We start from the raw sequence: 24,346 nt of genomic DNA on the forward strand, positions 1-24,346 counted from the left end.
TTATATCTCCACGACAAACAGGTCTAAAGCGGTGAGGATGCCTGCGCGGCCTGTTTTTGTTTTTGTTTCAATTTCCAAGAGGCGGCGGTAGATTGTTCGCAAATGATCTAAACTAAAATTCGCCGCTTGTTGGGCCGTCTTTCTGGCGACAAAAGGATGCAACCCGCTCTTTGCCGCCAACGATGGAAAAGGAATTCCCTTTTCCATTAAGTCCTTGATTTTAAGCAAATTCCTGATCTGGTAAACAAACATGGAAAATAAATAATTTTCGTTGACCCCCTGATTAAGATGCTGGTGTAAAAGACGCAAGGCGTCTTTTTTGTTTCTCGCCGCCAAGGCGTCAATCGCCGCAAAAATATTAAGGTCTGCCTCCGACTTGACCATCAAGACCACGTCTTCTTTAGTAATAGAGTCGTTTTTTTTGTATCCGACCAGCTTACCGATTTCGTTGCTCATCTGCCAAAGGTCGCCCCCAACACGAAAAGAAAGCTCGCTCACTGCCCCGCTATCAACAACGCCTCCGTTTTTGGAAACTTCTTTTTTTATCCAATTCGTCAGCCCAGCCCCCTTGAGCGGAAGAAACTCTTCAAACATATTAACTTTTTTCTTCAAAACAGACGCCGCCAATTTCCCTTCTTGAAACAAAACCGCGATTATGTCTTGGTTATTCTTAATCTTGTTTTTCTTGGCGTACTCAAAAAAATCTTTTTGAAAATCTTTCTCTTTAATAACATTTTCCAAAATAATCAGTTTTTTTTCACTAAACATTGAAACCGCCTCAATTATATTTTTAACTTCGCCAAAGTCAAAATTCTTCTCGTCAAAACGCGCGAAACTCAACCCGCTCTGATGCTTGTTTTTGTATCCCGAAACAATCTCTTTTAATTTTTGTCTAAGGCGATATGTATCCTCGCCATAAAGTAAAATAATCATAGATATAGATTATAAATTAAAACGCCAACACAATCAATCTATTGTACCCATCAGGCGCATACAAAATATTGATTTATTTTATATTTCTGTGTAATAGGTGCGCATTTTCCCGACCACTTTTTACTTGGCGATTTTTCAATTTGATAAAAAAGGTCTGACATTGCAAGTAGAGACATTTCCGAAGGTCTCGCTTGAAAGGTCGGACCTTTTTTAAAATAACAATTTTTTAATCACCTAACTAAATATCAAAATGTTTTTTCAAATAATCTTTTATCTGTTTAATAATTTTTACATCCGCTATGCCAATTTTATTAATAAATCTTAAATAATCAAAAGAGCAAACATTGTAAACCTTAATAATTGAATCGCTAATTAATTTATTATCATTGTTTTTGGTAATTAAAATATCATCCGCCATCTTGTTCTTTAAATTTGAAGTCAACGGAACAACCGTAATTAAGTTCGTTTTTCTAATTTGTTTTTCGCTTTCAATAATAACAGCAGGGCGTTTGCCTTGATATTCGTATCCAAAACTTGGATCAAAATTAACTAAAAATATCTCTCCTTGTTTAAGTAGTTTTTTGTCTATGCTCATAAATTTTCGTAATATTCAACCTCTTTCTTTGAGATTAGACCCAAATCTTTCAAAACATCATTCGCCCCAGTTTGAATAAAGTCAGACAATTCGTCTGGCTTTTTTAGGACATCCACCACCAAACCATTAATAAGATGCTCCGTATAATCGTTTTCGTGAATATAAATCGGAGGATAGTCGCGGCTTGATTCTGATAATAAGACGACCTGTTTGTTTTGTTTATCAAAAAACAATTTTTTAATATTGGCGCAACCATCAATAATTGAAACTACGTAATCACCGCTTTTCGCTCTTTCTCTTTTTTTATCCACCAAAACCAAGTCGCCCTCTTCTATGCTTTTTCCCTCCTCGGATACTTTAGCCCGATTCATAGAATCTCCCACCGCCCGCAGAACAAAAATATCTTTGACCCTTTTCGCGAGAGAACGACCAATAATGCCGATTGAAACTTTAACAAACTCGCTCGCTGGAATATCATCGGCGAAAGAAAGCGCCTGCCCGCAATTAGCGTCGCCTAAAATAGGAAGCGAAATCAATCCGTCTTTTTGATTAACTCCGGATTTGGTCTTTACTATTTTATCTCCCTCCGCGTTCACCAAAAGCAAGCCCGCCTCAATCAATTTGCCGAGATGATGTTTAATCTTTTGAGGGCTGCCCTTCTCTCCAATTAATTCGCCAATCCGACGCAAAGTCAAATCAGCCAAATTATTATCTTCCGCCAAACCTAAAATTTTTTGTTGAATTTTGTGCATAATTAAATTCTACACCCATTCTTATCCCCAGTCAAGTAAATCTTGACACAAGGTAAGCGTTGACAAAGAAATTAATTTGGAGTAAACTAAAATATAAGCCTAAAAATAAAACAGGGTCAACGCTAAATGGTCGAACCCTGTTTGAGAATATGTTAGGTCGATTCCTAGACATATTAACCTTAATTAACAGGATAACACATTTTCAATTTTTGGGAAAATAATATTGAGATTACTAATATGAATAAATATTATGTTAATAGAAACGCGCAAGCGAACGGAGATCACGAAGTACATAAATTTGGTTGCCGATTTATGCCTAATCCAGAAAACAGACAGTATCTTGGTGAATTCGCAACATGTCGCAGCGCAGTTGCAGAAGCAAAAAAACATTATCGACAATCAAATGGATGTTATTATTGCTCTAACGCATGCCATACACAATAGTTAAAGGTGTGTCACCCCTGTCGCGCTTTGTGTGACGGGGGTATTTTTTTGGCAAAAAGGCTCCCGACCACTTTTCTCTTTGCAATTTTTTAATTTGATAAAAAAGGTCTGACCTTTTTAAATTGGCGGCTTTTTAATCACTTTCTGTTCATGGGGACAGTCCCCCGTCTGCGGGGGCTGCCCCCATCATCTGCTTTTCTAAAAAGTTCCTGACACCTTTTTACTTTATAATATTATATACTTTTTAATACTTTAACTTTTTCTTTATTTATAAAAACAGCATAACCTTTCAATTGCTTCGCTAATTCTTCCTTTGTCTGATGAATGGGGATGCGTTGCATCTCAAACTTTATCTGACATAAAAAAAATAATAAAAATTGTTTTAACCGACTTTCGCTACCTTTAATATTTTTGAATTTTTCTTCAAATTCTTCAGGACTAAAATATCCTATTTCAGATCTATGTCCTACAAAATTATGCCTCCATGCAGAAATATAATCTATGTCTTCTTGAATTTTTTTTATCTCAACATTAAACCAACTTTTTAAATCTTTATTTGGTATATTTTTAACAATATACCACACATTAAAAACACTATTATTTTTATCAAACAATTTCCAAAGTTGAAGAATAGCATAATTCTCTAATGCAACATGCGAAAATGAAGTAATTGCATTATATTCTTTTCTCTTAGATGCGCGCTTATAGCGATAATCTCTCATTTTATCTCGAATCATACTCGAATGAAAAGCCTGCATAATAAGTTCATGCGCTTCTTTGTATATTCTAACTGGGTTATTTGTAATTAAATCGATCTTATTCTTTAGATTTTTGTTTTGCATAGTTTAATTCTCCACAATTCTAACTTCCTCTTCTGTTAACCCATATAATTTATAAACTTTTTGGTTTATAATCTCATCAATTTTTTGTATTTCTAATTCTGTTTCTTCGTATTCTTTGTCGTCCATAATTGGATGGAGTTTTTGGAGTTCTTCGCTTAGTTTTAACATTTTGTCGGCTAATTTTACTAATTCGTTGTGTTTGGCTTTTTCTTTTTTGTCGGAAAAATCAATTTTGTAAATCGGAATTTGCGAGGTATAGATTTTTTTAAATCTTAAAAAACCGCCGCTTACATGTGTATCTTCAAATCTTTGTTTAAAATAAAAATCTATCAGTTTAGAGTTAATGATAGCCAAAATATATTTTAAGTCATAATCAAGCCCAATGGGCTGAATAGAATAAAGCGTGTTGACCGAATAATAACCCTCATCGTCAAAAACAGCTTCTGGAAACTTTGAAATATCCCTTAACAAAATTTTTGGCTTTTCAAAATAACTTTCTGCGCACAAATTGGCATATTCCCCCTTGTTTTTATCTATCAAACTTTTGTCGTATCTGACATATTTACCATCCCATTTAAGCCAATATCTATGACAATCCCTGCCTGCCAATAATTTTTTGCAAGTATCATCAACTTTTTCGTTAACAATTAATTTGCTTCTTATGTTCCCCGTATGAATTGTCTCTTTAATTTCCGCAACTTCTCCTAATCGCAACGATTTTTTTTCAATTTTTTCAAAAAAATCTGGCTCTGTTTTAACAGTCAAATTTTTGTCTCGGCTTTTATTAATTTTATCTTGGTCAATTAGCACCTCGCCAGCATAAAGATTGGTTTCTTTTTCTATTTTGTATCCCTTAATTTTATGTCCTGAATTATTTTTGTCTTTTTGTAAAATAATGACATAGGGATAGGTGGACGCGTCCTTAAAAACCAGTAAATTAGAAACATCAACAATAGAAATAATTTTGCAGTTGTCTAAAATATATTCCCTTAATTTTTTTCCGTAATCAGCAATGGCGTATTTGTTGGAAGTAATAAATCCCAAATACCCGCCCTCTTTTAATAATTTAATGGACTGCTCAAAAAACAATTGATAAATGTCATATTGTCCAGCGGCTGAACAGTATTGTGCATCAAAATATTTTTTATCTTTTGTCTCTAAGTCCCTGTTTCTAATATACGGCGGGTTGCCGATGATTACATCAAAGCCGCCTTTTTTGAGGACATCGGGGAATTTTTCTTGCCAGTTGAACGGTCTTTTTTCTTTCCATTTTTTACCGAAATATTTTTTGAGTTCTTTCTCCGTGCCTGAAATTAAAGAATTTCCGCGTTTAATATTGTAAGATAAATCCGGCAAAAGTTCGCGGAATTCCAGCGCCTTAATCAATAAGTTGAGTTGGGCGATTTCAATCGCCTCCTCGTCTAAATCAACGCCATATATGTTTGAATTTAAAATAGAAATTTTGCGGATGTAATTAACTTCCGGCTTCGCTTCAATTTGATTATTTACTCTCTTGATGTGGCTATCCAAAACCTCAAACGCTTTAATTAGAAAAGACCCCGAGCCGCAAGCCGGGTCAAGAATTTTAATTTTCACCGCCTCATGCCCCGGCTTGTCTTTCAGCACTTCGCCTAATGTGTTTTTGATAATGTAATCAACAATGTAGCGAGGGGTATAATAAATGCCTTGCGATTTTCTTTTACTATTCTTCTTTTCCTTTTTTTCCAGTTGAATCTTGCTTAAATATTGCTCGTAGACGCTACCTAAAATATCGGCGTTAATTGACGCGAAATTATAGCGAATGCCTTTTTTGTTTTTATAAAATTCTCTAATTACTTCCGCTAAAAAATCGTCTTGATATTCCAAAATATCGCAAGTGTGCTCATCAAATAATTTACTATCGTAGATCTTCCGATAATACCCGAATAATTCCTTAATTTTCTGCCACAAAAAATCTGTTTTGTCTTGATTGTTTTCCCAGTTCCTAATCGCTTCGCGCAATTTTTGGTCTTCAATCCCCCTGTCCTCGGTGGTTCTGATAAAGATAAATCTGTTAAGCAGTTTTTGAACGCTCTCAATGATTTGTTGGTTGCTAAATTTTTTGTCGTCGTTCCACCCTCTCAACTTATCAAATAAAATCCTTCTCCACTTTATTAAGTCGCTCGCTAATTGCTTATCAACTGGCTCCCTTTTTGGTTTTTTGAAGTTCTCTTCGGCGTATTTATTCAACTCGCCTTTTTCAATGGACTCTTTGGATAGCCACCACAACCTCTTGTCGGTCAGATAATCTTTATATGGAATTTCAAAAAGCAAACTTTGCTCAATGTTTGGCTCGTCCCATTCTGCGTTAAAAACCTTGATTGACTCAAAATCCGTTAGAATCGCCCAAGAAATACTTTTATGCCAAGCATACATTACCGCCTGCTCCGACCATTTTTCCTCGCGCAAATCAACTTCTATCTTTTTGGCTTCCACGAAAAATTTTATTACTCCGTCAACATTAAAGGCGTAATCAACTCTTTTGCCGGAAACCTGTTTTTCGGAAATAACTTCATTTTTGGAAAAACTATTATAAACATCCCAGCCCAAAGATTGAAAAAGAGGCAAGATAAAATCCTTGCAAGTCATTGACTCGTTATATTTCTTGCGTTGCGCGGCAGTCAGCACTTCATATCTGCCTATCAATTTTTCTATTTGTTTGACACCTTCTTGCTTATCCATAGTTAATCTTAACGAGGTTCGACCTACGAGCGCGACCTTAAGAAATGTCGCTACTCTTTATGTCAAACCTCTTTGCTTACCATCCCATCCCCCTCATTTTACCCCAACCGACAAGACAAATCAATCAAAAAACCCGCTTGGGGGGCGGGCAAAAAATACCAGCTAAAACTAAACTATTCCCAATTCACTTCCTGCCCCGGCTCCACAATTTCTATCCATGTCTGTCCCGGGACGAAAGGAATTTCTTCGCCGCTATTTTTATCTAAAAAATATAATTTGCTGGACGGATCGCTCGCGTCTTTTTCCCAAAAACAAGGAATAACTTCGCCGTTTTGATAAACAACGCATTCACCCTCGCCCTCAATATCCAAATCATTATAATCAGGTCCCTCAATCTGCCGAGAAAAAGCCCGCATCACCACAACATTTTTAGCAGCAATCTGCTGGTTATTACTTCTGTCCATCTCCTTCTCCCCCGCCCGCCAACGCGAATACAAATTAGTCCCCGAATCATATTGATACAACACATCATAAGGATAAGCATACCCAATCTTTAACACGCCATCTGTTCGGCTATCGGATAGCCGAACGGGCGTTTCTTGAAAAAGGTATCCCTTAAAATTATTTTCCAAACGATAACCCATTTTTTGAGAACTGCTCATCATTCTTTCCATTGAAGTAAATCCGTTGTGCGGCTTGGGGATTTCGTTTTTACGGAAAAAAACATTATACGCGTCTTTTAAGGCATCAATGTTATCCATTACTCCCGCATCCAATTGGTCCAAAGCGAAATGCGAACCTCCCCAATGAACCAAAATAGCGTCCAACCCGAGCGCCAAGGGAATAAAATCGTGGCGCGCGCTTCGCAAAGAGCCAATCTCGTCAGGCGATTCACAGAGATAAACAGCGATAAGGCGAGTAATACTACCTGTGATAACAGGCATTTCTAAAACCAAATCGGCTTGCGAAAGGCCTGTCAAAGGTCGCGCCACCGGGTCATTCGCCATCACCACCGCAAAAGGACGCCTTTGATAATTTTGACAAGATAACCCGCTTAAGGGGCTAAATCCCTCTCCCGCTAATTCCGCCCGCTCTGTTAGATTATTGGATTGCCTCTCTATCTCAATCGTCCGCCCGCTTAACTGCCAAACAAAAATAAGCCCCAAAAGGGCTAAACAAAAAATCGCTATAAATAAAACATATTTATTCTTCGCAAACATAGATTATTTTTACCCCTGCTTCTTCTTTAATATCATCTTCGCTTTCTGAATAATCTCGTCTGGCGTAAAATGGGCCTTAATTAAATAATCATCAGCTCCCAGACGAATCCCTCTCTCAACCTCTCCTTGTTGCCCTAAATTGCTTAAAATAATGATCGCAATCCCGTCCATTTGACGATTTTCCTTGACCTGTTTCAAAACCTCAAAGCCATCTATCCCCGGTAGGACCAAATCCAGTAAAATCAATTGAGGCATTTGTTCTTTTATTTTTTTAAGCGCTTCCTCTCCATTCACCGCGAACGAAACATTAAACCCTGTATTTTCTAATTTGCGGACCAAAAGCTCCCTCAAAAACTTGTCGTCTTCAACAATAAGAACTGATATTCCCTTCCCTCCGTTATTTTGCTCTTGATCGTCTTGATTGTAATTCTCTAAATGATTGGTCATAATAAAGGTCTCCTTTTTTGTTATTTTAAATATTTTTCTATTTTACTAGCCACTTCCTGCGGATTAAAGTCGGTCTTAATGAGCCAATCAACAGCCCCTAATTTTTTAATTCTGCTTAATTCCACGGGTTGACCTGAATTAGAAATGATAATAACTGGAATATTTTTCAACTTATCGTCCTGATTTAATTCTTCCATTACCTCAAAACCTCCCTTTTTGGGCATAACAATGTCAAGCAAAATCAAATCTGGCAGTTCCTCTTTGATTTTGTCTATCCCCTCCTGCCCGTCCATAGCGGTAATAACCTCATAACCATCCTGAATTAACTTCTCTTTTAGAAGTTCAAGCAAAATCCTTTCGTCCTCAATAATAATAATTTTTTTCATATAAGTTTATTAATTAATTACAATTTTGAATTAAGAGGAATAGTAAAGTAGAAAGCAGTTCCCTCATTTTCCTTGCTTTCAAACCAAATCTTGCCGTTATGCGCGTTAATAATGTTCTTGCAAATAAATAAGCCCAACCCAGTTCCTTCTGTTTCCATTTTAACGACATTATTCGCTCTGAAAAACTTCGTAAAAATACGCGACTGTTGTTCTTTCGGAATTCCCACCCCGGTATCTTTAATCATTACCTTCGCGCTAATTTTATCATATCCGATTGAAATTGTCACCTTGCCGCCTGGGTCAGTAAATCTAATCGCGTTGTCTAATAAATTTTGGAACACCAGCTCCATTTTTTTCCTGTCTGCCTTAACTTCTTTTGATGAGCCATCTTTTAGTTCATTGAAAACAATTTCGATATCCCTTTTTTTGGCTATTCCACCTAAAATAGCGATATTTTTTCGCGCGATATCTTCCAAAAAAAGAAGAGACGGCTCATAAATAAAGCGGCCTTCTTCAATATGCGCCACATTTAACAAATCGTTAATTAAAAGAATCATCCTTTCGTTGCTTTGATATCCTCTTTCTAAAAAGTCAATTTGTTCTTTTGAAAGTTTGCCGACATCTCCGTCCAAAAGCATCCGCAAAATCCACTTGATCGCCGAAAGAGGCGTTCTCAATTGATGCGCCGCGATAGAAACAAATTCCGTCTTCATATGGCTGATTTCTTCCTCGCGAGTAATATCCTGAAAAACAACCATAAGACCAACCTCTTCTCCCGCGACCACAACGGGAGTGATTGAAACATAAAAATATCTTTTCAATAAGCCATCTAATGTTAATTCGTATCTTCTCCCCGTCCATTCTATTTCCCCTCCCAACGCGCGATAAAGTTTATCTAAATTGGGATATCCAGAAATCTCGTTTATTGTTTTGTTTAAAACATTTTTTTCTTTTAATTCTAAGACCTTTTCGGCGACGGGATTAACCAAAGTAATTTTTTTTTCTTTATCAAAGACGATCAGGCCGTCCGCTAAACTAATCAAAGCTGCCCTTGTTTTGTTTTTTTCTTCCTCAAACTTTTTTTCTGCCTCTTTCGTTTTTTCTAATGTTTTAATTAGAGTCACTTTCGCTTTTTCTAATTCATCGCATTTTTTTAGAATCTTTTCTTCCAGATCCTTTAGTTTCTTCTTTGAATTGTTTTCTTTTTGTAGCATATAATTTAAAATATTATACCATAGGAATCCTATCTATTAAACTTTTAAATCCCCAGCCCTCTAATAATGCCTCAATCTTTTCAAGATTAAATTTCCCAAAACGGCATTTTTCTAAATCAAAATCAATCGAAATATCTTTTTTAATTTCTGACAAACGGCGGCTAAAAAACGCTTCATCTTTGTATTCCAGCAATCTCGCTTTTAATTTCGGGTTTAAGTCGCTCCCTCCTAAATTATGATAAAGATTTTCAAGCGAGTCAAATTTTTGAATTAACCCGACCGCCGTTTTTTCTCCAATGCCAGGCACACCTGGAATATTATCCGAAGAATCACCCTTTAGGCCTCTAAAATCAACCAATTGAGACGGGACCAAACCGTACCGCTCTTTGATCATCTCTTCGTCATAAACGACCGTATCCTTAATACCTTTTTTGAGAGTGTAAATTTCTGTTTGACCATTCGCCAACTGAAGCAAATCAAGGTCGCCGCTCACGATAATGTTTCTTACTTTTTTGTCTTTCGTTTTTTGGATAATTGTTCCAATTAGGTCGTCCGCTTCAAAACCTTTTTGTTCAAAAATGGGAATAGACAAAGAAGTAACCAACTCTTTAACCAAAGGAATTTGGTCATAAAACTCTTGCGGCTGTTTAACTCGTTTGGCTTTATACTCTTTATATTCCAAATCGCGAAAAGTCGGACCCGCCAAATCAAAAGCAACCGCCAAATAATCAGGCGCCAATTCCTTAATCACCCGAAAAAGAATGCTCGCGAACCCATAAACAGCGTTAACCAACTTACCTTCCTTTGTCTTAAAAGGAGGCAAAGCATGATAAGCCCGATGAATCAAAGCATTCCCGTCAATAATTACAAATTTTCTCATAAAATTATTTTCCTCTTATCCTCCCCCAAATGCTCAAACTTAATCCGCGGGGCGTTTTTTAATATTTTTTTCGCTCTTTCCGCCCATTCAATCACGATGATATTTTGGGGATTTTCCGCGATTTCCTTAAATCCTAAATCTATTAAATCATCCGCCTGAACGCGATAACAGTCAATATGATAAAGACAGCGAACGGTTTTTGGTATTTTATATTTTTTTAAAATTACAAAGGTTGGACTGGTGATTTTTCCTTTTATTCCCAACCCCTTTGCCGTTCCCTGAATAAACGATGTCTTCCCGCTTCCTAAATCTCCTTCCATCCCAATAATTAAAGCGCCCTCGCTTTTTGTCTTCAGAATTTCTTCCGCCAAAATTTTCCCCAACCTCTTCGTCTCCGCCGCGCTATGAGTAATAATTTCTTTGCTCTTCATTTTTTAAGTATAGCATATTTGACCCAAAACCAAAAAAAAGATAAAATAAGAAACATGACTTCAAATATTTCTCAAGAAAACACATTAGTAGAAAAAATGGATGTTATTAGGCGGCAAGCCGAAGAAAAAAGAGCGGAAGATTTGGCTAAAAAACTTAATCTTCCTTATGTTAATTTAAACATCACGCCAATTGATTCGCAAGACCTACTTATTATCCCAAAAGAAAAAGCCAAAGAAGGAATAATGGTTGTTATGAAAAAAGCCGGACGCGTTCTTCAAATCGCCGTTCAGGACCCTGAAAATACGAGAACGATTCAAGTTATAGAAGAACTTAAAAAACAAAATTTTGATTGTCATCTATTTGTTGTTTCTTTGACTGGACTTAAAAAAGCATGGAATCGTTATGAACTCATACCTCAAGAAACCACCGATCTTCGAGGGCTCCTTATTATCCAACAACAAGAATTAAACAAATTTGAAAAATCACTTGAAACAATTCAAGATCTGAAAAAAGCAGTTCATGATTTATCTACGACTCAGCTTTTAGCAATTTTAATCGCCGGCGCTATAAAAATGAAAGCGTCTGACATTCACTTTGAGCCCTCCAAAGACAACACTAAATTAAGATACCGCATTGACGGAATACTCCAAAATATTACTGATTTTCCGACAGAAAATTACCTTTCTCTTTTATTTAGAATTAAAACATTGTCAGATATGCTCTTGAATGTTCATGATATCAGCCAAGATGGACGATTTTCAGTTAGAATCTCTGATGACGATAAAATAATCAAAATCATTGATTTGAGAATTTCCGTTTTGCCGAGCGGATATGGAGAAAGCGTCGTAATACGGCTTTTGGGATCGTCAGCCGTAGAGTTAAGCATAAGTGATGTTGGTATCAGACCAGAATTATTCGAAACAGTTAAAAGTCAAATTACCCGTCCGCACGGAATGGTTTTAACCACAGGACCGACTGGCTCGGGAAAAACAACCACCCTCTACGCCTGCCTTAATTATATTAATAAGCCAGGCAACAAAATCATCACCGTTGAAGACCCGATTGAATACCGCCTCGCGGGAATTACTCAAACCCAAATCAACAAACGCAAAGGACAGGACTTTACCCAAGCGCTCAAGGCGGTTGTTCGCCAAGACCCAGACGCTTTAATGGTCGGAGAAATCAGAGATAACGAAAGCGCGGAAATTGCCATTCGCTTCGCTTTAACGGGGCATTTGGTTTTTTCCACGCTTCACACTAATGACGCCGCCGGCGCTATCCCGCGACTGATAGATATGGGCGTCAAACCATCCTTTGTTCCTGCGGCGGTTAATTTGATTATCGGCCAGCGACTGGTCAGAAAACTTTGCCCTAAATGCAAAGAGCCCTACAAGCCGACTTCTGAAGAAATAGAAATAACTAAAAAAATATTTTCTCTAATTTCTCCAAGGTCTGGCATAGATATTCCTAAAAAAATAACGACATTTTATAAGTCCGTCGGATGCCGCGCGTGCCATGGTTTGGGATATAAGGGACGACTCGGAGTTTTTGAATTTTTCACCATTAGCGACACAATTGAAAAACTAATTATTGAAAAAGCCACCTCGCTTGAATTAAACGCCAAGGCGATGGAAGAAGGAATGGTAACTCTCATGCAAGACGCGATGCTCCGCGTAGTTGAAGGAATAACAACTATTGAAGAAATACAACGAGTTATTGGTTCGCCTCAATATATTGAACAACTTTATGGCAAAGCAATTATGTCGATGTTGACCAGGGCGCTGGTTATTAGTAAAAAAGCCGACGATTGGGCGAAAGAACTAAATTTAGACAGGAAAAAAATACAAGCAAAAATTGATCAAGTTAAAATGGAAGAATTGGTTGAATGGTTATCAGCGGCCGCTCTGCAATTGAACGCCTCTGACATCCACATGGAGGCCGATGAAAATGTTTTCAGGATTCGATTGAGAGTAGACGGTGTTCTTGAAGAAGTGGCGGAAATCCAAAAAGAATTATTCCTGCCAATGGTGGCTGAAATCAAAGAATTGGCGGGAATGCAAATATCCGTCCATAAAAGAGCGCAAGACGGTCGATTTAAAATAGAATACCCCGATGGAAAATCGTATGACACTCGGGTCTCGGTTATCCCAAGCGGTTATGGAGAGTCCGTTATTATCCGCCTCCTTAAATCCGATGTCTCTGTTTTATCATTAAAAGAAATCGGGTTTAGAGAAGAACAATTAGAAACGATTGAAAAAATCATCAAATCGCCTAACGGTATTGTTTTTGTCACCGGACCGACCAGCGCCGGCAAAACAACGACTCTTTATTCAATTCTCTCGCGACTTAACCGTCCTGAAGTAAAAATCTTCACCATTGAAGACCCGATTGAATACCGCTTGAGCGGCGTCATTCAAACGCAAGTAAGCGTTGAAGAGGGATACACTTTTCTTGAGGCCTTAAGAGCGTTATTAAGACAGAACCCGAATATTATTATGCTTGGAGAAACAAGAGACGCTGAAACGGCTCAAGCGGCTATTCAGGCATCTTTAACGGGACACTTGGTTTTAACTACTCTCCATACCAACAGCGCTGTTGAAACAATCCAACGGCTGGTAAACCTTGGTATTAAGCCAACCGATGTTGGATCTTCTTTAAGGGCAGCCATCGCCCAGCGGCTAGTCAAAAAACTTTGCCAAAAATGCAAAAAACCAACTAAAATTTCTCCTGAAATTATGGCAAAAGTTGAAGCAGAGATTAAAGCAATGCCCGCTTCTTATAGGAATAAAATTAAAGAAATTAAACTATATCAACCAGGACAATGCGATGAATGTAATCAAAAGGGGTATAAAGGACAAGTCGTTTTGTTTGAAATTTTAGACGCCGATGAAGAAATAAGAGAGAAAATCATTTCTTTAGCCAGCGCCGCCGAAATAGAAGAAGCAGCCAAAAGCAAAGGGATGCTAACTCTCTACCAAGACGGTCTCTTGAAGGCGTTAGAAGGTTTAATTACTTATGAGGACTTAGAACGAACCGTCGGGGAATAAAAATAGCCCCCATTAGTCCGCGGGCAAAGCTCCCTGCCTGAGAACAGAGAGAAAGATTCTTCCGAGGAGCGCTTCAGTCGGAACCAAGGCGTCCAAAATCTAAGAGAAAATCCCAAAGAGTTCTATAGTAATATAAAACTCTATTACCCGCAGACTAAAAAGGGCTATCTAAAGACCTCCCTTAGGAGGCCTATATTGCCCGTATCATATCAGGTTAAGTAATCTTTGTCAAGTATTTTTATGCTCACTTCACCAACACAAACAACAGAAGACAAGTATTTAGACGCAGCTTTACGGCCGCGCGTTTTTGAGGACTATGTTGGACAGGAAAAAATCAAGAACAACTTGAGCGTTCTAATTGAGGCGGCGCAAAAAAGAGAAGAAGCGATTGAACACATCCTATTATACGGCAGTTCTGGCTTGGGGAAAACTACCTTGGCGCATATCATCGCTCGAAAGATGGGCGGCAACATAAAAATCACCTCCGGACCAGCAATTGAAAAAGTTGGCGATCTTGCTTCTATTCTAACAAATTTGCAGGATAATGACATCCTTTTCATTGATGAGTGCCACCGCCTCAATAAAACCATTGAGGAGACGCTTTATTCAGCGATGGAAGATTTCGCTTTGGACATCATTATCGGCAAAGGCCCGTCAGCGCGAACACTCCAATTGGAACTGCCTCGCTTTACTCTTATTGGCGCAACGACAAGAATTGGATTGATTTCATCTCCCCTGCGAGGAAGATTTGGCGCTACTTATCGCTTGAATTTTTACGAACAAGAGGACATAGAGAGTATTATCGCTCATTCAGCGAAAATACTCAAGATAGAGATAGATTGCGATAAGGCGCTCAAGATTATCGCCAACGCGGCGCGCCGAACTCCTCGCGTGGCAAACCGCCTTTTGAAAAGGGTCCGGGATTACAGCCAAGTCAGAGGCGACGGAATTATTAACAAGCAAACCGCCAAAGAAGCGCTGGCAATGCTGGAAATAGACCAATACGGGCTTGAACCAGCAGACCGTCATCTCTTGGAAGTCATTATCACAAAATTCAACGGCGGCCCCGTCGGCATCAAAGCCCTGACCGCTTCTAGCAACGAAGAAGCCGAAACCATCGCCGATGTCCACGAACCATACCTCCTCCAAACCGGCTTCCTCGCCCGCACCCCCCGCGGCCGAGTCGCAACCAAACTCGCCTACGACCACCTCGGAATTAAATGCGAAGAAGAAGAAAACAAACTGCGTTTTTAATTATTGATAAATGCGGTGTGTTTCGATTAAATAGAAACGAACCGTATTTTTGTCTATAAACCTAAAAACAATTCTATATCTATAGCCAACAGAAAATGACCAATATTTCTCAACTTTTTTCCTAAATTTTCCAGAAAGTTTATGGGTTTTTAGTCGTTTATCAAAAGGATTTTGGAGAAAAATATCTTCTTTTTCTCCTGCCAAATTTTTAATTTTATCTGGCAATTTTTTATAGTTTCTAATAAACTTAGAACTATAGAATATTTTTAATTTTGACATCTTTAGTTTACCTATAACCCACCGATGATTTTTATAGATATAATTATTTATTAATAACCTTTATTTTATTTTAATTATCTTAAATCTTTTAGAGAACGCAAAACCACGCCCTTGCCGGCGTCAAATTCTTTGTCCATTTCTTCCAATTCAGCCAAGAGATTACTCTCTTCTTCGTAGTCGCGCAAAATAGAGCGAAAAAATTCGCTGATACTGGCATACTTACCCTTTTTGACCTCCCGCCTGACCATTTTAGCCGTCGCGGCAGGCAAAGAAATATTGATGATATTGCGCATAGTTTTATTTTTATTTATTATTATTATTTTGCTGTAATAATCTGTATTACAATCTTATCAAACGCGAAAATTCTTGTCAAGTATTATGTTTAAAAATAAATTCAAAATAAAAATCTTCTTTTCTGTTTGTCTTGTTTTTGTTTTCTGTCTCCCTTCTCTCGCCAGCGCTGGCGATGTTGTGATTAACGAAATTATGGTCGGTCAAACTGGCGCGGCTAAAAATGAATTTATTGAATTATACAATTCTACTGAAAACAACATTGATTTGACAGAATACAAGTTAAAAAAGAAAACAAAGAGCGGCGCTGAAAGCAATTTAGTTAGTTCGTCCAAATTTATCGGTATAATACCCGCGCGCGGGTATTTTTTAATCGCCCATCCTGATTACAAAAATACAATCAACGCCGACCTCGCCTATTCGGGCTCCTCGTATTCTATCGCAAGCGACAATACCATTATTCTCTATAACAAAGAAGATACCGTTGTTGATAAGGTTGGCTATGGTGAAGAAGTTGTTGATTTTGAGAATCAAGCCGCCCCTAATCCAGAAAACAACCAAAGTATAGAGCGGCAACCAGTCGGATATGATTCAAACAACAATAGCGCTGATTTTGTTATTCAAAGCACGCCCAATCCGCAAAACTCGGGCGGACAAGAAGAGATAGGGACAGTCCCCGCAACAGGGACTGTCCCTATCTCTTCCGCCGTCCCCACTCCCGTCGTTAACAATCCCCCTATTGCCAATGCCGGGTCGGATATGGTCGCTCTAATTGGACAGGAAATACTATTTGACGGCTCCCTGTCTTCTGACCCCGATAATGACGAGTTGTCGTATTTTTGGAACTTTGGCGATGGCGCGACCGACACTGAACAATTATCCAAACATACTTATCTTTATCCGGGACAATATATCGCAAGTTTGCTCGTTAACGACGGAGAATTTTCCGATTTGGCTCTTGTGAGCATTAATATCTACAATCAATCAGTTATTATCAGCGAATTTATGCCCGCTCCCGAAGAAGGAGACGCGGAAAATGAATGGATCGAATTATTTAACCAAAGCGACCAAATCGCTAATTTAACAAATTGGCAATTAGACGACCAAGAAGGCGGAAGTTCGCCTTTTGTTTTTCCAGCAAACAGTTTCATTGCGCCTAATCAATTTCTGGTTTTAATCAGGCCGATTACAAAAATCGCCCTCAATAACGACAATGACCAAGTCCGCCTTATTTACCCCGACGGCTCTTTAGCCGCCGAAGTTGGATATTTAGCGGAAAAGAAAGAAGGGTTTTCAATCGCTTTTGACGGCTCTGAATATTTTTGGACAAAAACCCCCACGCCCGGTTCGCCTAATATTATTACCTCTAACAACCTAAACGCAAAAGAAGAAAATCTATCCGCCAACAATCCCGACCCTATCGCCCAACAAGCCCAAAATACGCCAGAAAACATAGTCGCGGTTAATCTCAATCAAAGCGAGAGTTTTTCCGCCCTAAACGCGCCTGCGGAAAATGTCGGAAGCATAGAAAACAAAAAAACAGTTCTTTCGGAAACAGTCAACCCCCAAAACCAAACCGCATCTCTCGCCCAATCCGCCCAACCAAACCAAAAATCAACCTTAATTCTAATCATCTCAATCATAATCTCCACCGCCCTCCTCGCCAGTTGGGGATTGATTATGCTGTCAAAGAGAAAATCACTTAATAATATTACGCATAATGAATAAAAATGAAATTATAACGCAGAATGCTGTAAAATATGTTAAAGAAAATTCAAAAAAGATAATACAAGAAATTGTTGGCGATAAAGCATCTTTTGGTAAAAATAAACTTTTTTCTGTTTCTGTTTTTATGGCTGGTTCACCCGGCGCGGGGAAAACAGAAATGTCCAAAAAATCAATAGAAATTATTGAACATGATCCCAACGCTAAAGCATACGAAAAAATCACTAGAATAGACCCCGATGATATCAGAGAAAAATTACCACTATATAACGGAAGAAATTCCGACTTGTTCCAAGCCGCTTGCTCTGTAGCTGTTGATAAAATTCACGATTATGTTCTTAAAAATAATTTTGATTTTCTTTTAGACGGGACTTTCTCTAATTACAATAAGGTAAGAGAAAATATCTACAGATCTATCAAAAGGAAACGGCTTATTTTTATTTACTATGTTTACCAAGACCCAGTAATCGCATGGGGTTTTACTAAAAAAAGAGAACAAATAGACGGAAGACATATCCCAAAAGAAGCTTTTATAGAACACTTTTTTAACGCGAAAGAAAATGTAAGTAAAATTAAAAAAGAATTTAAAGATTTAGTAAAAATCCGCGTCATAGAAAGAAACCTCAAAACTGACTATTCAAAAATTGGACTTGATGTTGATATTGATAATTATATTAAAATCGGATATACTAAAGAAGAATTAAATAAATTGTTATTATGGTAGATTATATTAAAAAACTGTTAAAAAACTGTTATAAATTTGGCAGAAAAGAAAAAGACACAAAGCCGCATTATGGTTCTTTTTACGCTTTCTCTAACTATTCTCCAGAAAGACAAAAAGAAATATTAACGCAAGCCGCCAAAGAAGCCAACAAAGAGCAAAGAGATTTGATAAACAGATACGATAAAACAATAAAGCCGATCCAAAAAGATTAAACTTTAATACGCTGATAATAAAAAGACCTGAATAGTAATATTATTCAGGTTTTTTATCCTTTCCCATTGACACCTCCTCTCTCGCGATAGTATTATGTAGGCATGAGCGGACATAGTCATTTCTCAACTATTAAACATAAGAAGGGAGCGACTGATGTGAAGCGGGGCAAGATTTTTAGCAAGATGTCCCGTCTGATTAGCATTGCCGCGAGAGAGAAAGGGAGCGACCCAGAAATGAACCCTCGCTTGCGCATGGCGATTGACGCCGCGCGCAAAGAAAATATGCCCAAAGAAAATATTGAACGAGCAATTAAAAAGGGCTCGGGAGAAATTGAGGGAGCAAGAATGGAAGAAATTACTTACGAAGCATACGGTCCTTCAGGCGTGGCAATTATTATAGAAATTATTACCGACAACAAAAACCGAACGATTGCCGAGATTAGACACGCCTTAAAACAACATGACGGAAAACTCGCCGAAGGCGGAAGCGTTCTCTATCTTTTTAATAAAAAAGAAAACGAATGGGAACCCAAATATCCTTTGGAAATAACTGACCAAAAAACCGTCAGCCAATTGGAAAAACTCTTTGAAGCGTTAGAAGAAAACGATGATGTGCAGGAAGTTTACAGTAATTTAAAGTAATTATGATTATTATCGGCATTGACCCAGGAACAGCCATTACTGGATATGGAATTATAAAGAGCGAATTCGGCCGACTGGAAATGATTGACTATGGATGTATCCGAACCGAAACGTCTTTATCGACAGCCGAACGACTTAAAGAAACAGACCTTCAGTTTGTTAAGTTAATTAATGAATATCAGCCCGAAAAAGTGGCCGTTGAAGATATTTTCTTTTTTAAAAATGCTAAGACCATCATTAAAGTAAGTCAGGCGCGAGGGGTAATTCTTTTCAGGGCGTCAAAAATGATGCTCCCTATTTTCGAACACACGCCCCTTCAAGTCAAACAAGCTGTTACAGGATATGGTCGAGCCGACAAAAACCAAGTCCAGCAAATGGTCAAAAATATTCTTAAATTAAAAGAAATCCCTAAGCCCGACGACGCCGCCGACGCCTTAGCTATAGCCATCTGCTGCGCAAATACAAATAGTTTCTAATTTTATGTCTTTTATCACCCAATACATGGTCAGCCAAGGAGTTCCTCAAGAGACGGTCATCCTTCTTTTGATGCTCCCGATTGTCGCGACGGTTATCGCTTTCGCGCGCCAAATTATCGGTATCAAGGGGTTTGGTATTTATACTCCCTTGATTCTCTCCTTCGCTTTTTTAAGCACCGGCCTCAAATATGGTTTGGCTTTTTTTGTGGCCATTCTTTTAGTCGGCACTGTCACAAGATATCTTGTTAAAAAAAGCCGTTTGCGTCTCCTCTATTTACCTCGCATCGCGATTGTTTTGTCTTCTGTCGCTTTGGCGATTTTAACTATTTTTTGGTTGGGGGCGTATACTGAAAAAACCGGACTAATATCGTCTTCTGTTTTCGCCATCTTAATTATGATTACTTTGGTTGAAAAATTTGTCTCCGCCCAAATAGAAAGAGGAGCGAGAAAAGCGGTTATTCTAACATCTGAAACGCTCATTCTTTCTATTGTCTGCTATTGGGTCGCCAGTTGGCTCTGGCTGCAAAACACAGTTTTCGCTTATCCTGTTTTGGTTTTTTTCGCGGCGATTATCATAAACATATTTCTCGGAAAATGGACTGGCTTGCGTTTTTATGAATATTTCCGCTTTAGAGAGTTAATTAAATATGTTGAATCCTCTCGGAAAAAGTAAGCATATCCTGGGCTTAAACGCCCGCAACTTGACTTACCTTCGGCCCTCTAATAATTTGAGGGCTGTTCGTATTGCGGACAATAAACTCACGACAAAGAGAATTCTCAAAAAAGCGGGCTTGCCCGTTCCTGAAACATTTTCGGTCGTCCGCCAAATTAAGGATTTGAGGGACTTTGACTGGGCGGCTCTTCCATCATCGTTTGTTCTTAAACCAAACCAAGGTCTGGGCGGCGAAGGTATTTTGATTGTTTACGGAAGAAAAAAGAAATTCCCTTATTCGTGGGTCAAGGCGGACCGAAGTCAATTAGACAACAGGGATTTAGAAAGCCACGCCTTAAATATTTTAGAGGGAACTTTTTCGCGAACAGGATTGCCCGACATCGCCTTTTTTGAGGAAAGAGTTAAACTTCTCAAACTTCTTAAGCCATATTCTTATCGCGGCATCCCGGATATAAGAATTATCGTCTATAATTCCGTTCCCATTATGGCGGAAATGCGTTTACCGACAAGGGAATCCGGCGGAAAAGCGAATCTTCATTTAGGGGGAGTTGGCGTCGGAATAGATATGGGCGCGGGCGTTACAACCACAGCTATCCATCGAGACCGTCTGATTGAATACGCGCCAGGAACAAGGTTGCCCTTAAGCGGAATTCAAATCCCTGATTGGAAGGATGTCTTACGGCTGGCAATTCATGCTCAGGAGGTAACTAAAATTGGTTTTCTTGGAATAGATATTGCCCTTGACCGAGAAAAGGGTCCTGTTGTCTTAGAGCTCAATGTCCGCCCTGGATTATCTATTCAATTAGCCAATATGTCGCCGCTTAATGAACGGCTTAAAAGAGTCAAGGGCTTGAAAATTAAAAACGCGAGCAAGGGCGTCAAAATAGCCCAAGATCTTTTCGGCGGCGATGTGGAAGAAGGACTTGAAGAAATTTCAGGTCGCAAAGTCATCGGCATCAACGAACCGATTGAAATTCTTGACGCGCGAAAAAACAAATACCCAACCATGGCGAAAATTGACACGGGAGCGTACCGAACAACTATTTGCAAGAATTTAGCCGAACAATTAGGCGTTATGAGCCAGATTGTTGGATATAAAAAAGTAAGAAGTGTTTTAGGCGCCGCGGAAAGGCCCATTATTAATCTTTCTTTTATTTTAGACAAACGGTTAGTCGCCGCCGAGGCGTTCGTCGCCGACCGTTCGGAAATGAAATACGACATTATTATCGGCCGTCGCGACCTGAAAAGATTTTTGGTTGACCCCGCGAAAAATGTTTTTATGAGAGGACAAAAATGATTATTAAAGACCTTCAAACATTAAAAGAATTTTTTAACCAGCATCAGCCGCTCATTTTTGGGGCGGGCGTTTACGCTTTTGACCGACTGGGGATGGAAAAAATTATTCCTGATTACCGGATTATCGCCTTGCGGCATAGTTTGGACACAAAATTAATTGAAGAAGATGTTAAAATCCTCTCTTTGGAAAAGGGTATGGGAACAAAGCACATCCAAGAGGCGCGCAACGCCACGACCGTTATTAGCAGAATTCCAAAAACAAAAGAATATATCGAAAAAATCGCCACCAAAAACCCAAACCAACTCGGACCTTTTGTTCTTGTTTATAAACCATCTAAAAAAATGGAGGAAACTTGCGAAAAAAACGGCTGGAAATTAATAGCCAATCCTTTTGGTTTTGGGAAAGAACTTTTGGAGAATAAAATTAAGTTTAGAGAAATTCTTCAAGAAATTGGCATCCCTGTTCCATCGGGCAAAATCGCTTCCATTGATAAACTTCACTATGGTCATTTAATCAATAAATACGGCCTGCCTTTTGTGATTCAGCACCCAACAAGAGGCGGAGGCAAAGGAACTTTTTTTATCAATAACCGCGCCGACTTTGAGAAAGCAATTGAAAATTTAGAGAGCGTCTGGAACGAAGACGACGAACAAAAAGTTAAAGAGGCGGACGAAGTCGTTGTCGCAAAATTTATTGACGGCCCTTCGCCAAGCATCGCCGGATGCGTGACTAAATATGGTATTTTAACAACATCTCTCCAGTATCAGGTTTTGGATATTCCCGAACTCTACAACCCAGAAAAAGGCTCTGGGCTTTTTTGCGGGCACGATTGGACAAGCTCGCATTTTTCGGAATCAGTTTCAAAACAAGCGTTTGAGTATACGGAAAAGATTGGGGAATATTTCAAAAAACTTGGCTATCAGGGAATTTTTGGCTTGGATTTTGTTTTAAATAAAAAAACCGACAAACTTTATGTCGTTGAATGCAACCCGCGACTCGTTGGGACGCTTCCAACGGTTAATATGGCGCAACTCCTGAATAACGAAGTTCCTATTCTTGCTTGCCATGTTTTGGAATTTTTAGGCGTTGACTATCAAATAGACATTGAAGCGGTCAACCAATCAATGCGTCAAGAAAAAAGAGGCGCCCATATGTTTGTCCGCAACTTAACCGGCCGCTGGGCAAAAAACCATCGTCAACTAAAAGCGGGTGTTTATAAACTAACAAAAGAAAATTCTTTGAAATATTTGAGGCCGGGCTATGATTTATGCCACTTAGAAAACAATGAAGAGTTTTTATTAGCGGACGGCGTTCCGTTAAAAAAATCTCATTTCAGTCCCAATCGCCGCCTCTGTCGCGTCTTAACTCTTAACTCGTTATTAGACGAGACAGATTACAAAAAATTAAACCCCTGGGCAACGCAAGTAGCCCAAACCGTTTACGGGGCGTTCCAAATAAAACCGGTCCGTTTCGTTAAAATTAAAAAATTCTTCGCCCCTAACTTCTTAGCAAAGGGCTAAGCGTCACTCTTTATCACAACTACATCGCCGTCTTGCGCGATATATTCCTTCCCTTCTGTTTTAATAAGCCCCTTTTCGCGGGCTTTTTCGTATCCGCCCGCTTCAAGTAAATCCTGCCAGTTAATTACATCAGCCCTAATAAACCGTTCTTCAAAATCACTATGGATTACGCCCGCCGCCTCTCGGATTGTTTTTCCTTTTTTAAGCGTCCAAGCGCGCGTCTCGTCCTCGCCAGTCGTTAAAAAAGTTATTAAATTAAGCAATTGATACGATTCCCTGATAAGGGCGTTGATTTGCGGTTCTTTCTCTAACCCTAAAGATATTCTTTCCTCTCCGCTAAAATCAATCGCCTCCAATTCTATTAAAGTATCCATTGTCAAAAAACGCCATTCATTCTTTTTAAATAAATCCTTAATATTTTCTGGAATTTCATCCGCGCCTCCGTTTAATAAATACAACCTCGGCTTCATTGTTAAAAATTGATGACTGTTTAATATTTTCGCTTCCTCTTCTTCCCAGTTTTGGTCAATTAAAACAAGTCCTTTTTCTAAAAAATCGCGCGCTTTTTTTAAAACACCGCCTTCTTTCTCTGCCTCTTTATCGTTCGCTCTGATTTTCTTTTCCAGCCCAAAAATGATTTTATCCGCCATCGCCAAGTCCTTCAACGCCATTTCTGTGTCTAAAATTTCTTTATCGTCCAAAACATTAATTTCCGTTTGGGTGTTAATAATTTTTTCGTTTTTAAAACATCGCAGAATGTATAAAATCGCGTCCGTTTCTTTAATGTTCGCCAAAAATTTATTGCCCAGACCTTCCCCTTGGCTCGCTCCTTTAACTAATCCGGCGATATCAATAAATTCCATCGTCGCATAAACTTTTTTCGCGGAGCCGCTCAACGCGGCGAGTTTTTCAACCCTCTCATCGGGAACCTTAACCACACCCACATTCGGGTCAATTGTGCAAAATGGATAATTGGCGCAATCCACCTGTTTTTTTGTAATCGCTTGAAATAAAGTTGATTTCCCCACATTAGGCAAACCAACAATTCCAACTGATAGAGACATATCCCCAATATACCATCAAAATATAGATAAGGACAGTCCCTCGCCGCGAGGGACTGTCCCTATCTTTCTCTATTTTTTTATTAATTTAATTGTTGCATTTATTTTGTTTAATTGTTGCATTTTGCAACAATTATTCTGACAGAAATAAAAAACCGCGCTTCCCGAGAGGACACCCCTCGCGGCGAGGGGTGTCCTCGTATTGGAGAAACAAATAAAAAAACCGATGGTTGTTTTGGTTTTTATGCCCAACCATCGGTTTATTTTTCGCGCTATGCG

The 24,346-nt window shown here is 38.7% G+C and carries 24 protein-coding genes; 10 read left to right on the forward strand and 14 right to left on the reverse strand.

The genetic code is table 11. From position 1 onward, the window contains the following. The 11 genes from holA to tsaE all read right to left on the reverse strand — a co-directional run bounded on the left by holA (position 1) and on the right by tsaE (position 10,865). Entirely contained in the window at positions 1-933 is a 933-nt protein-coding gene (gene holA, locus KKF19_01560) for a DNA polymerase III subunit delta (protein ID MBU2579630.1), read from the reverse strand. Between the two features lie 238 nt (positions 934-1,171). Then, on the reverse strand, positions 1,172-1,528 hold the full coding sequence (locus KKF19_01565; protein ID MBU2579631.1) for a type II toxin-antitoxin system PemK/MazF family toxin: 357 nt from the start codon (positions 1,526-1,528) through the stop codon (positions 1,172-1,174). Further along, positions 1,525-2,280: a hypothetical protein gene (locus tag KKF19_01570; protein ID MBU2579632.1), complete on the reverse strand. Its 756-nt coding sequence runs from the start codon at positions 2,278-2,280 to the stop codon at positions 1,525-1,527. The genes KKF19_01565 and KKF19_01570 overlap by 4 nt, the downstream gene beginning before the upstream one ends. A gap of 677 nt (positions 2,281-2,957) precedes the next feature. Further along, positions 2,958-3,566 carry a hypothetical protein gene (locus KKF19_01575; protein MBU2579633.1) on the reverse strand — a complete coding sequence of 203 codons (609 nt, stop codon included), beginning with the start codon at positions 3,564-3,566 and terminating at the stop codon, positions 2,958-2,960. A gap of 3 nt (positions 3,567-3,569) precedes the next feature. Beyond that, positions 3,570-6,287, reverse strand: a complete 2,718-nt coding sequence (locus tag KKF19_01580; protein MBU2579634.1) for an N-6 DNA methylase — start codon at positions 6,285-6,287, stop codon at positions 3,570-3,572. A 173-nt stretch (positions 6,288-6,460) separates the two neighbouring features. Next, complete coding sequence (locus tag KKF19_01585) at positions 6,461-7,507, reverse strand: DUF3048 domain-containing protein (GenBank protein MBU2579635.1); 1,047 nt, start codon at positions 7,505-7,507, stop codon at positions 6,461-6,463. A 9-nt stretch (positions 7,508-7,516) separates the two neighbouring features. Next, on the reverse strand, positions 7,517-7,954 hold the full coding sequence (locus KKF19_01590) for a response regulator (protein ID MBU2579636.1): 438 nt from the start codon (positions 7,952-7,954) through the stop codon (positions 7,517-7,519). 20 nt (positions 7,955-7,974) lie between these two features. Next, on the reverse strand, positions 7,975-8,340 hold the full coding sequence (locus KKF19_01595; GenBank protein MBU2579637.1) for a response regulator: 366 nt from the start codon (positions 8,338-8,340) through the stop codon (positions 7,975-7,977). A 17-nt stretch (positions 8,341-8,357) separates the two neighbouring features. Further along, positions 8,358-9,554 (reverse strand): PAS domain-containing sensor histidine kinase, encoded by a 1,197-nt coding sequence (locus tag KKF19_01600; protein MBU2579638.1) that lies wholly within the window; start codon positions 9,552-9,554, stop codon positions 8,358-8,360. Positions 9,555-9,567: 13 nt separating this feature from the next. Beyond that, on the reverse strand, positions 9,568-10,434 hold the full coding sequence (locus KKF19_01605) for a hypothetical protein (protein ID MBU2579639.1): 867 nt from the start codon (positions 10,432-10,434) through the stop codon (positions 9,568-9,570). Next, the gene (gene tsaE / locus KKF19_01610; GenBank protein ID MBU2579640.1) at positions 10,431-10,865 is read right to left on the reverse strand and encodes a tRNA (adenosine(37)-N6)-threonylcarbamoyltransferase complex ATPase subunit type 1 TsaE; all 435 of its coding nucleotides are present in this window, start codon (positions 10,863-10,865) and stop codon (positions 10,431-10,433) included. The genes KKF19_01605 and tsaE overlap by 4 nt, the downstream gene beginning before the upstream one ends. Positions 10,866-10,919: 54 nt before the next feature. On the opposite strand from tsaE, the gene KKF19_01615 reads away from it, so the two are divergent. Next, positions 10,920-13,913, forward strand: a complete 2,994-nt coding sequence (locus KKF19_01615; protein MBU2579641.1) for a GspE/PulE family protein — start codon at positions 10,920-10,922, stop codon at positions 13,911-13,913. Between the two features lie 240 nt (positions 13,914-14,153). Next, on the forward strand, positions 14,154-15,167 hold the full coding sequence (ruvB, locus tag KKF19_01620; protein ID MBU2579642.1) for a Holliday junction branch migration DNA helicase RuvB: 1,014 nt from the start codon (positions 14,154-14,156) through the stop codon (positions 15,165-15,167). Here ruvB and KKF19_01625 read toward each other — a convergent pair whose 3' ends face one another. Then, entirely contained in the window at positions 15,168-15,446 is a 279-nt protein-coding gene (locus KKF19_01625; protein MBU2579643.1) for a type II toxin-antitoxin system mRNA interferase toxin, RelE/StbE family, read from the reverse strand. It lies immediately after the preceding gene. A gap of 74 nt (positions 15,447-15,520) precedes the next feature. Beyond that, the gene (locus KKF19_01630; protein MBU2579644.1) at positions 15,521-15,739 is read right to left on the reverse strand and encodes a ribbon-helix-helix domain-containing protein; all 219 of its coding nucleotides are present in this window, start codon (positions 15,737-15,739) and stop codon (positions 15,521-15,523) included. Positions 15,740-15,824: 85 nt separating this feature from the next. Between KKF19_01630 and KKF19_01635 the strand changes: the two genes are divergently transcribed. From KKF19_01635 to KKF19_01670, 8 genes are all read left to right on the forward strand, one after another. Then, positions 15,825-17,465 carry a lamin tail domain-containing protein gene (locus KKF19_01635; GenBank protein MBU2579645.1) on the forward strand — a complete coding sequence of 547 codons (1,641 nt, stop codon included), beginning with the start codon at positions 15,825-15,827 and terminating at the stop codon, positions 17,463-17,465. Further along, the gene (locus KKF19_01640) at positions 17,458-18,186 is read left to right on the forward strand and encodes a zeta toxin family protein (protein MBU2579646.1); all 729 of its coding nucleotides are present in this window, start codon (positions 17,458-17,460) and stop codon (positions 18,184-18,186) included. Before KKF19_01635 ends, KKF19_01640 begins: the two co-directional genes overlap by 8 nt. Then, positions 18,180-18,398 carry a hypothetical protein gene (locus KKF19_01645; GenBank protein MBU2579647.1) on the forward strand — a complete coding sequence of 73 codons (219 nt, stop codon included), beginning with the start codon at positions 18,180-18,182 and terminating at the stop codon, positions 18,396-18,398. Before KKF19_01640 ends, KKF19_01645 begins: the two co-directional genes overlap by 7 nt. Before the next feature lie 102 nt (positions 18,399-18,500). After that, on the forward strand, positions 18,501-19,040 hold the full coding sequence (locus KKF19_01650; GenBank protein MBU2579648.1) for a YebC/PmpR family DNA-binding transcriptional regulator: 540 nt from the start codon (positions 18,501-18,503) through the stop codon (positions 19,038-19,040). Between the two features lie 2 nt (positions 19,041-19,042). After that, on the forward strand, positions 19,043-19,516 hold the full coding sequence (gene ruvC / locus KKF19_01655) for a crossover junction endodeoxyribonuclease RuvC (GenBank protein MBU2579649.1): 474 nt from the start codon (positions 19,043-19,045) through the stop codon (positions 19,514-19,516). A 4-nt stretch (positions 19,517-19,520) separates the two neighbouring features. Continuing rightward, positions 19,521-20,189: a hypothetical protein gene (locus tag KKF19_01660; protein ID MBU2579650.1), complete on the forward strand. Its 669-nt coding sequence runs from the start codon at positions 19,521-19,523 to the stop codon at positions 20,187-20,189. Then, complete coding sequence (locus KKF19_01665; GenBank protein MBU2579651.1) at positions 20,164-21,486, forward strand: RimK/LysX family protein; 1,323 nt, start codon at positions 20,164-20,166, stop codon at positions 21,484-21,486. The genes KKF19_01660 and KKF19_01665 overlap by 26 nt, the downstream gene beginning before the upstream one ends. Beyond that, entirely contained in the window at positions 21,483-23,006 is a 1,524-nt protein-coding gene (locus tag KKF19_01670) for an ATP-grasp domain-containing protein (GenBank protein ID MBU2579652.1), read from the forward strand. Before KKF19_01665 ends, KKF19_01670 begins: the two co-directional genes overlap by 4 nt. On the opposite strand, the gene ychF is transcribed toward KKF19_01670, so the two are convergent. Then, positions 23,003-24,070, reverse strand: a complete 1,068-nt coding sequence (gene ychF, locus KKF19_01675) for a redox-regulated ATPase YchF (GenBank protein ID MBU2579653.1) — start codon at positions 24,068-24,070, stop codon at positions 23,003-23,005. The two genes, KKF19_01670 and ychF, sit on opposite strands and share 4 nt — an antisense overlap. Positions 24,071-24,346 lie beyond the last annotated feature (276 nt).

This window comes from Patescibacteria group bacterium, from assembly GCA_018830295.1.
In the GTDB taxonomy this organism is placed as follows: domain Bacteria; phylum Patescibacteriota; class Minisyncoccia; order Portnoybacterales; family UBA2143; genus JAHJSM01.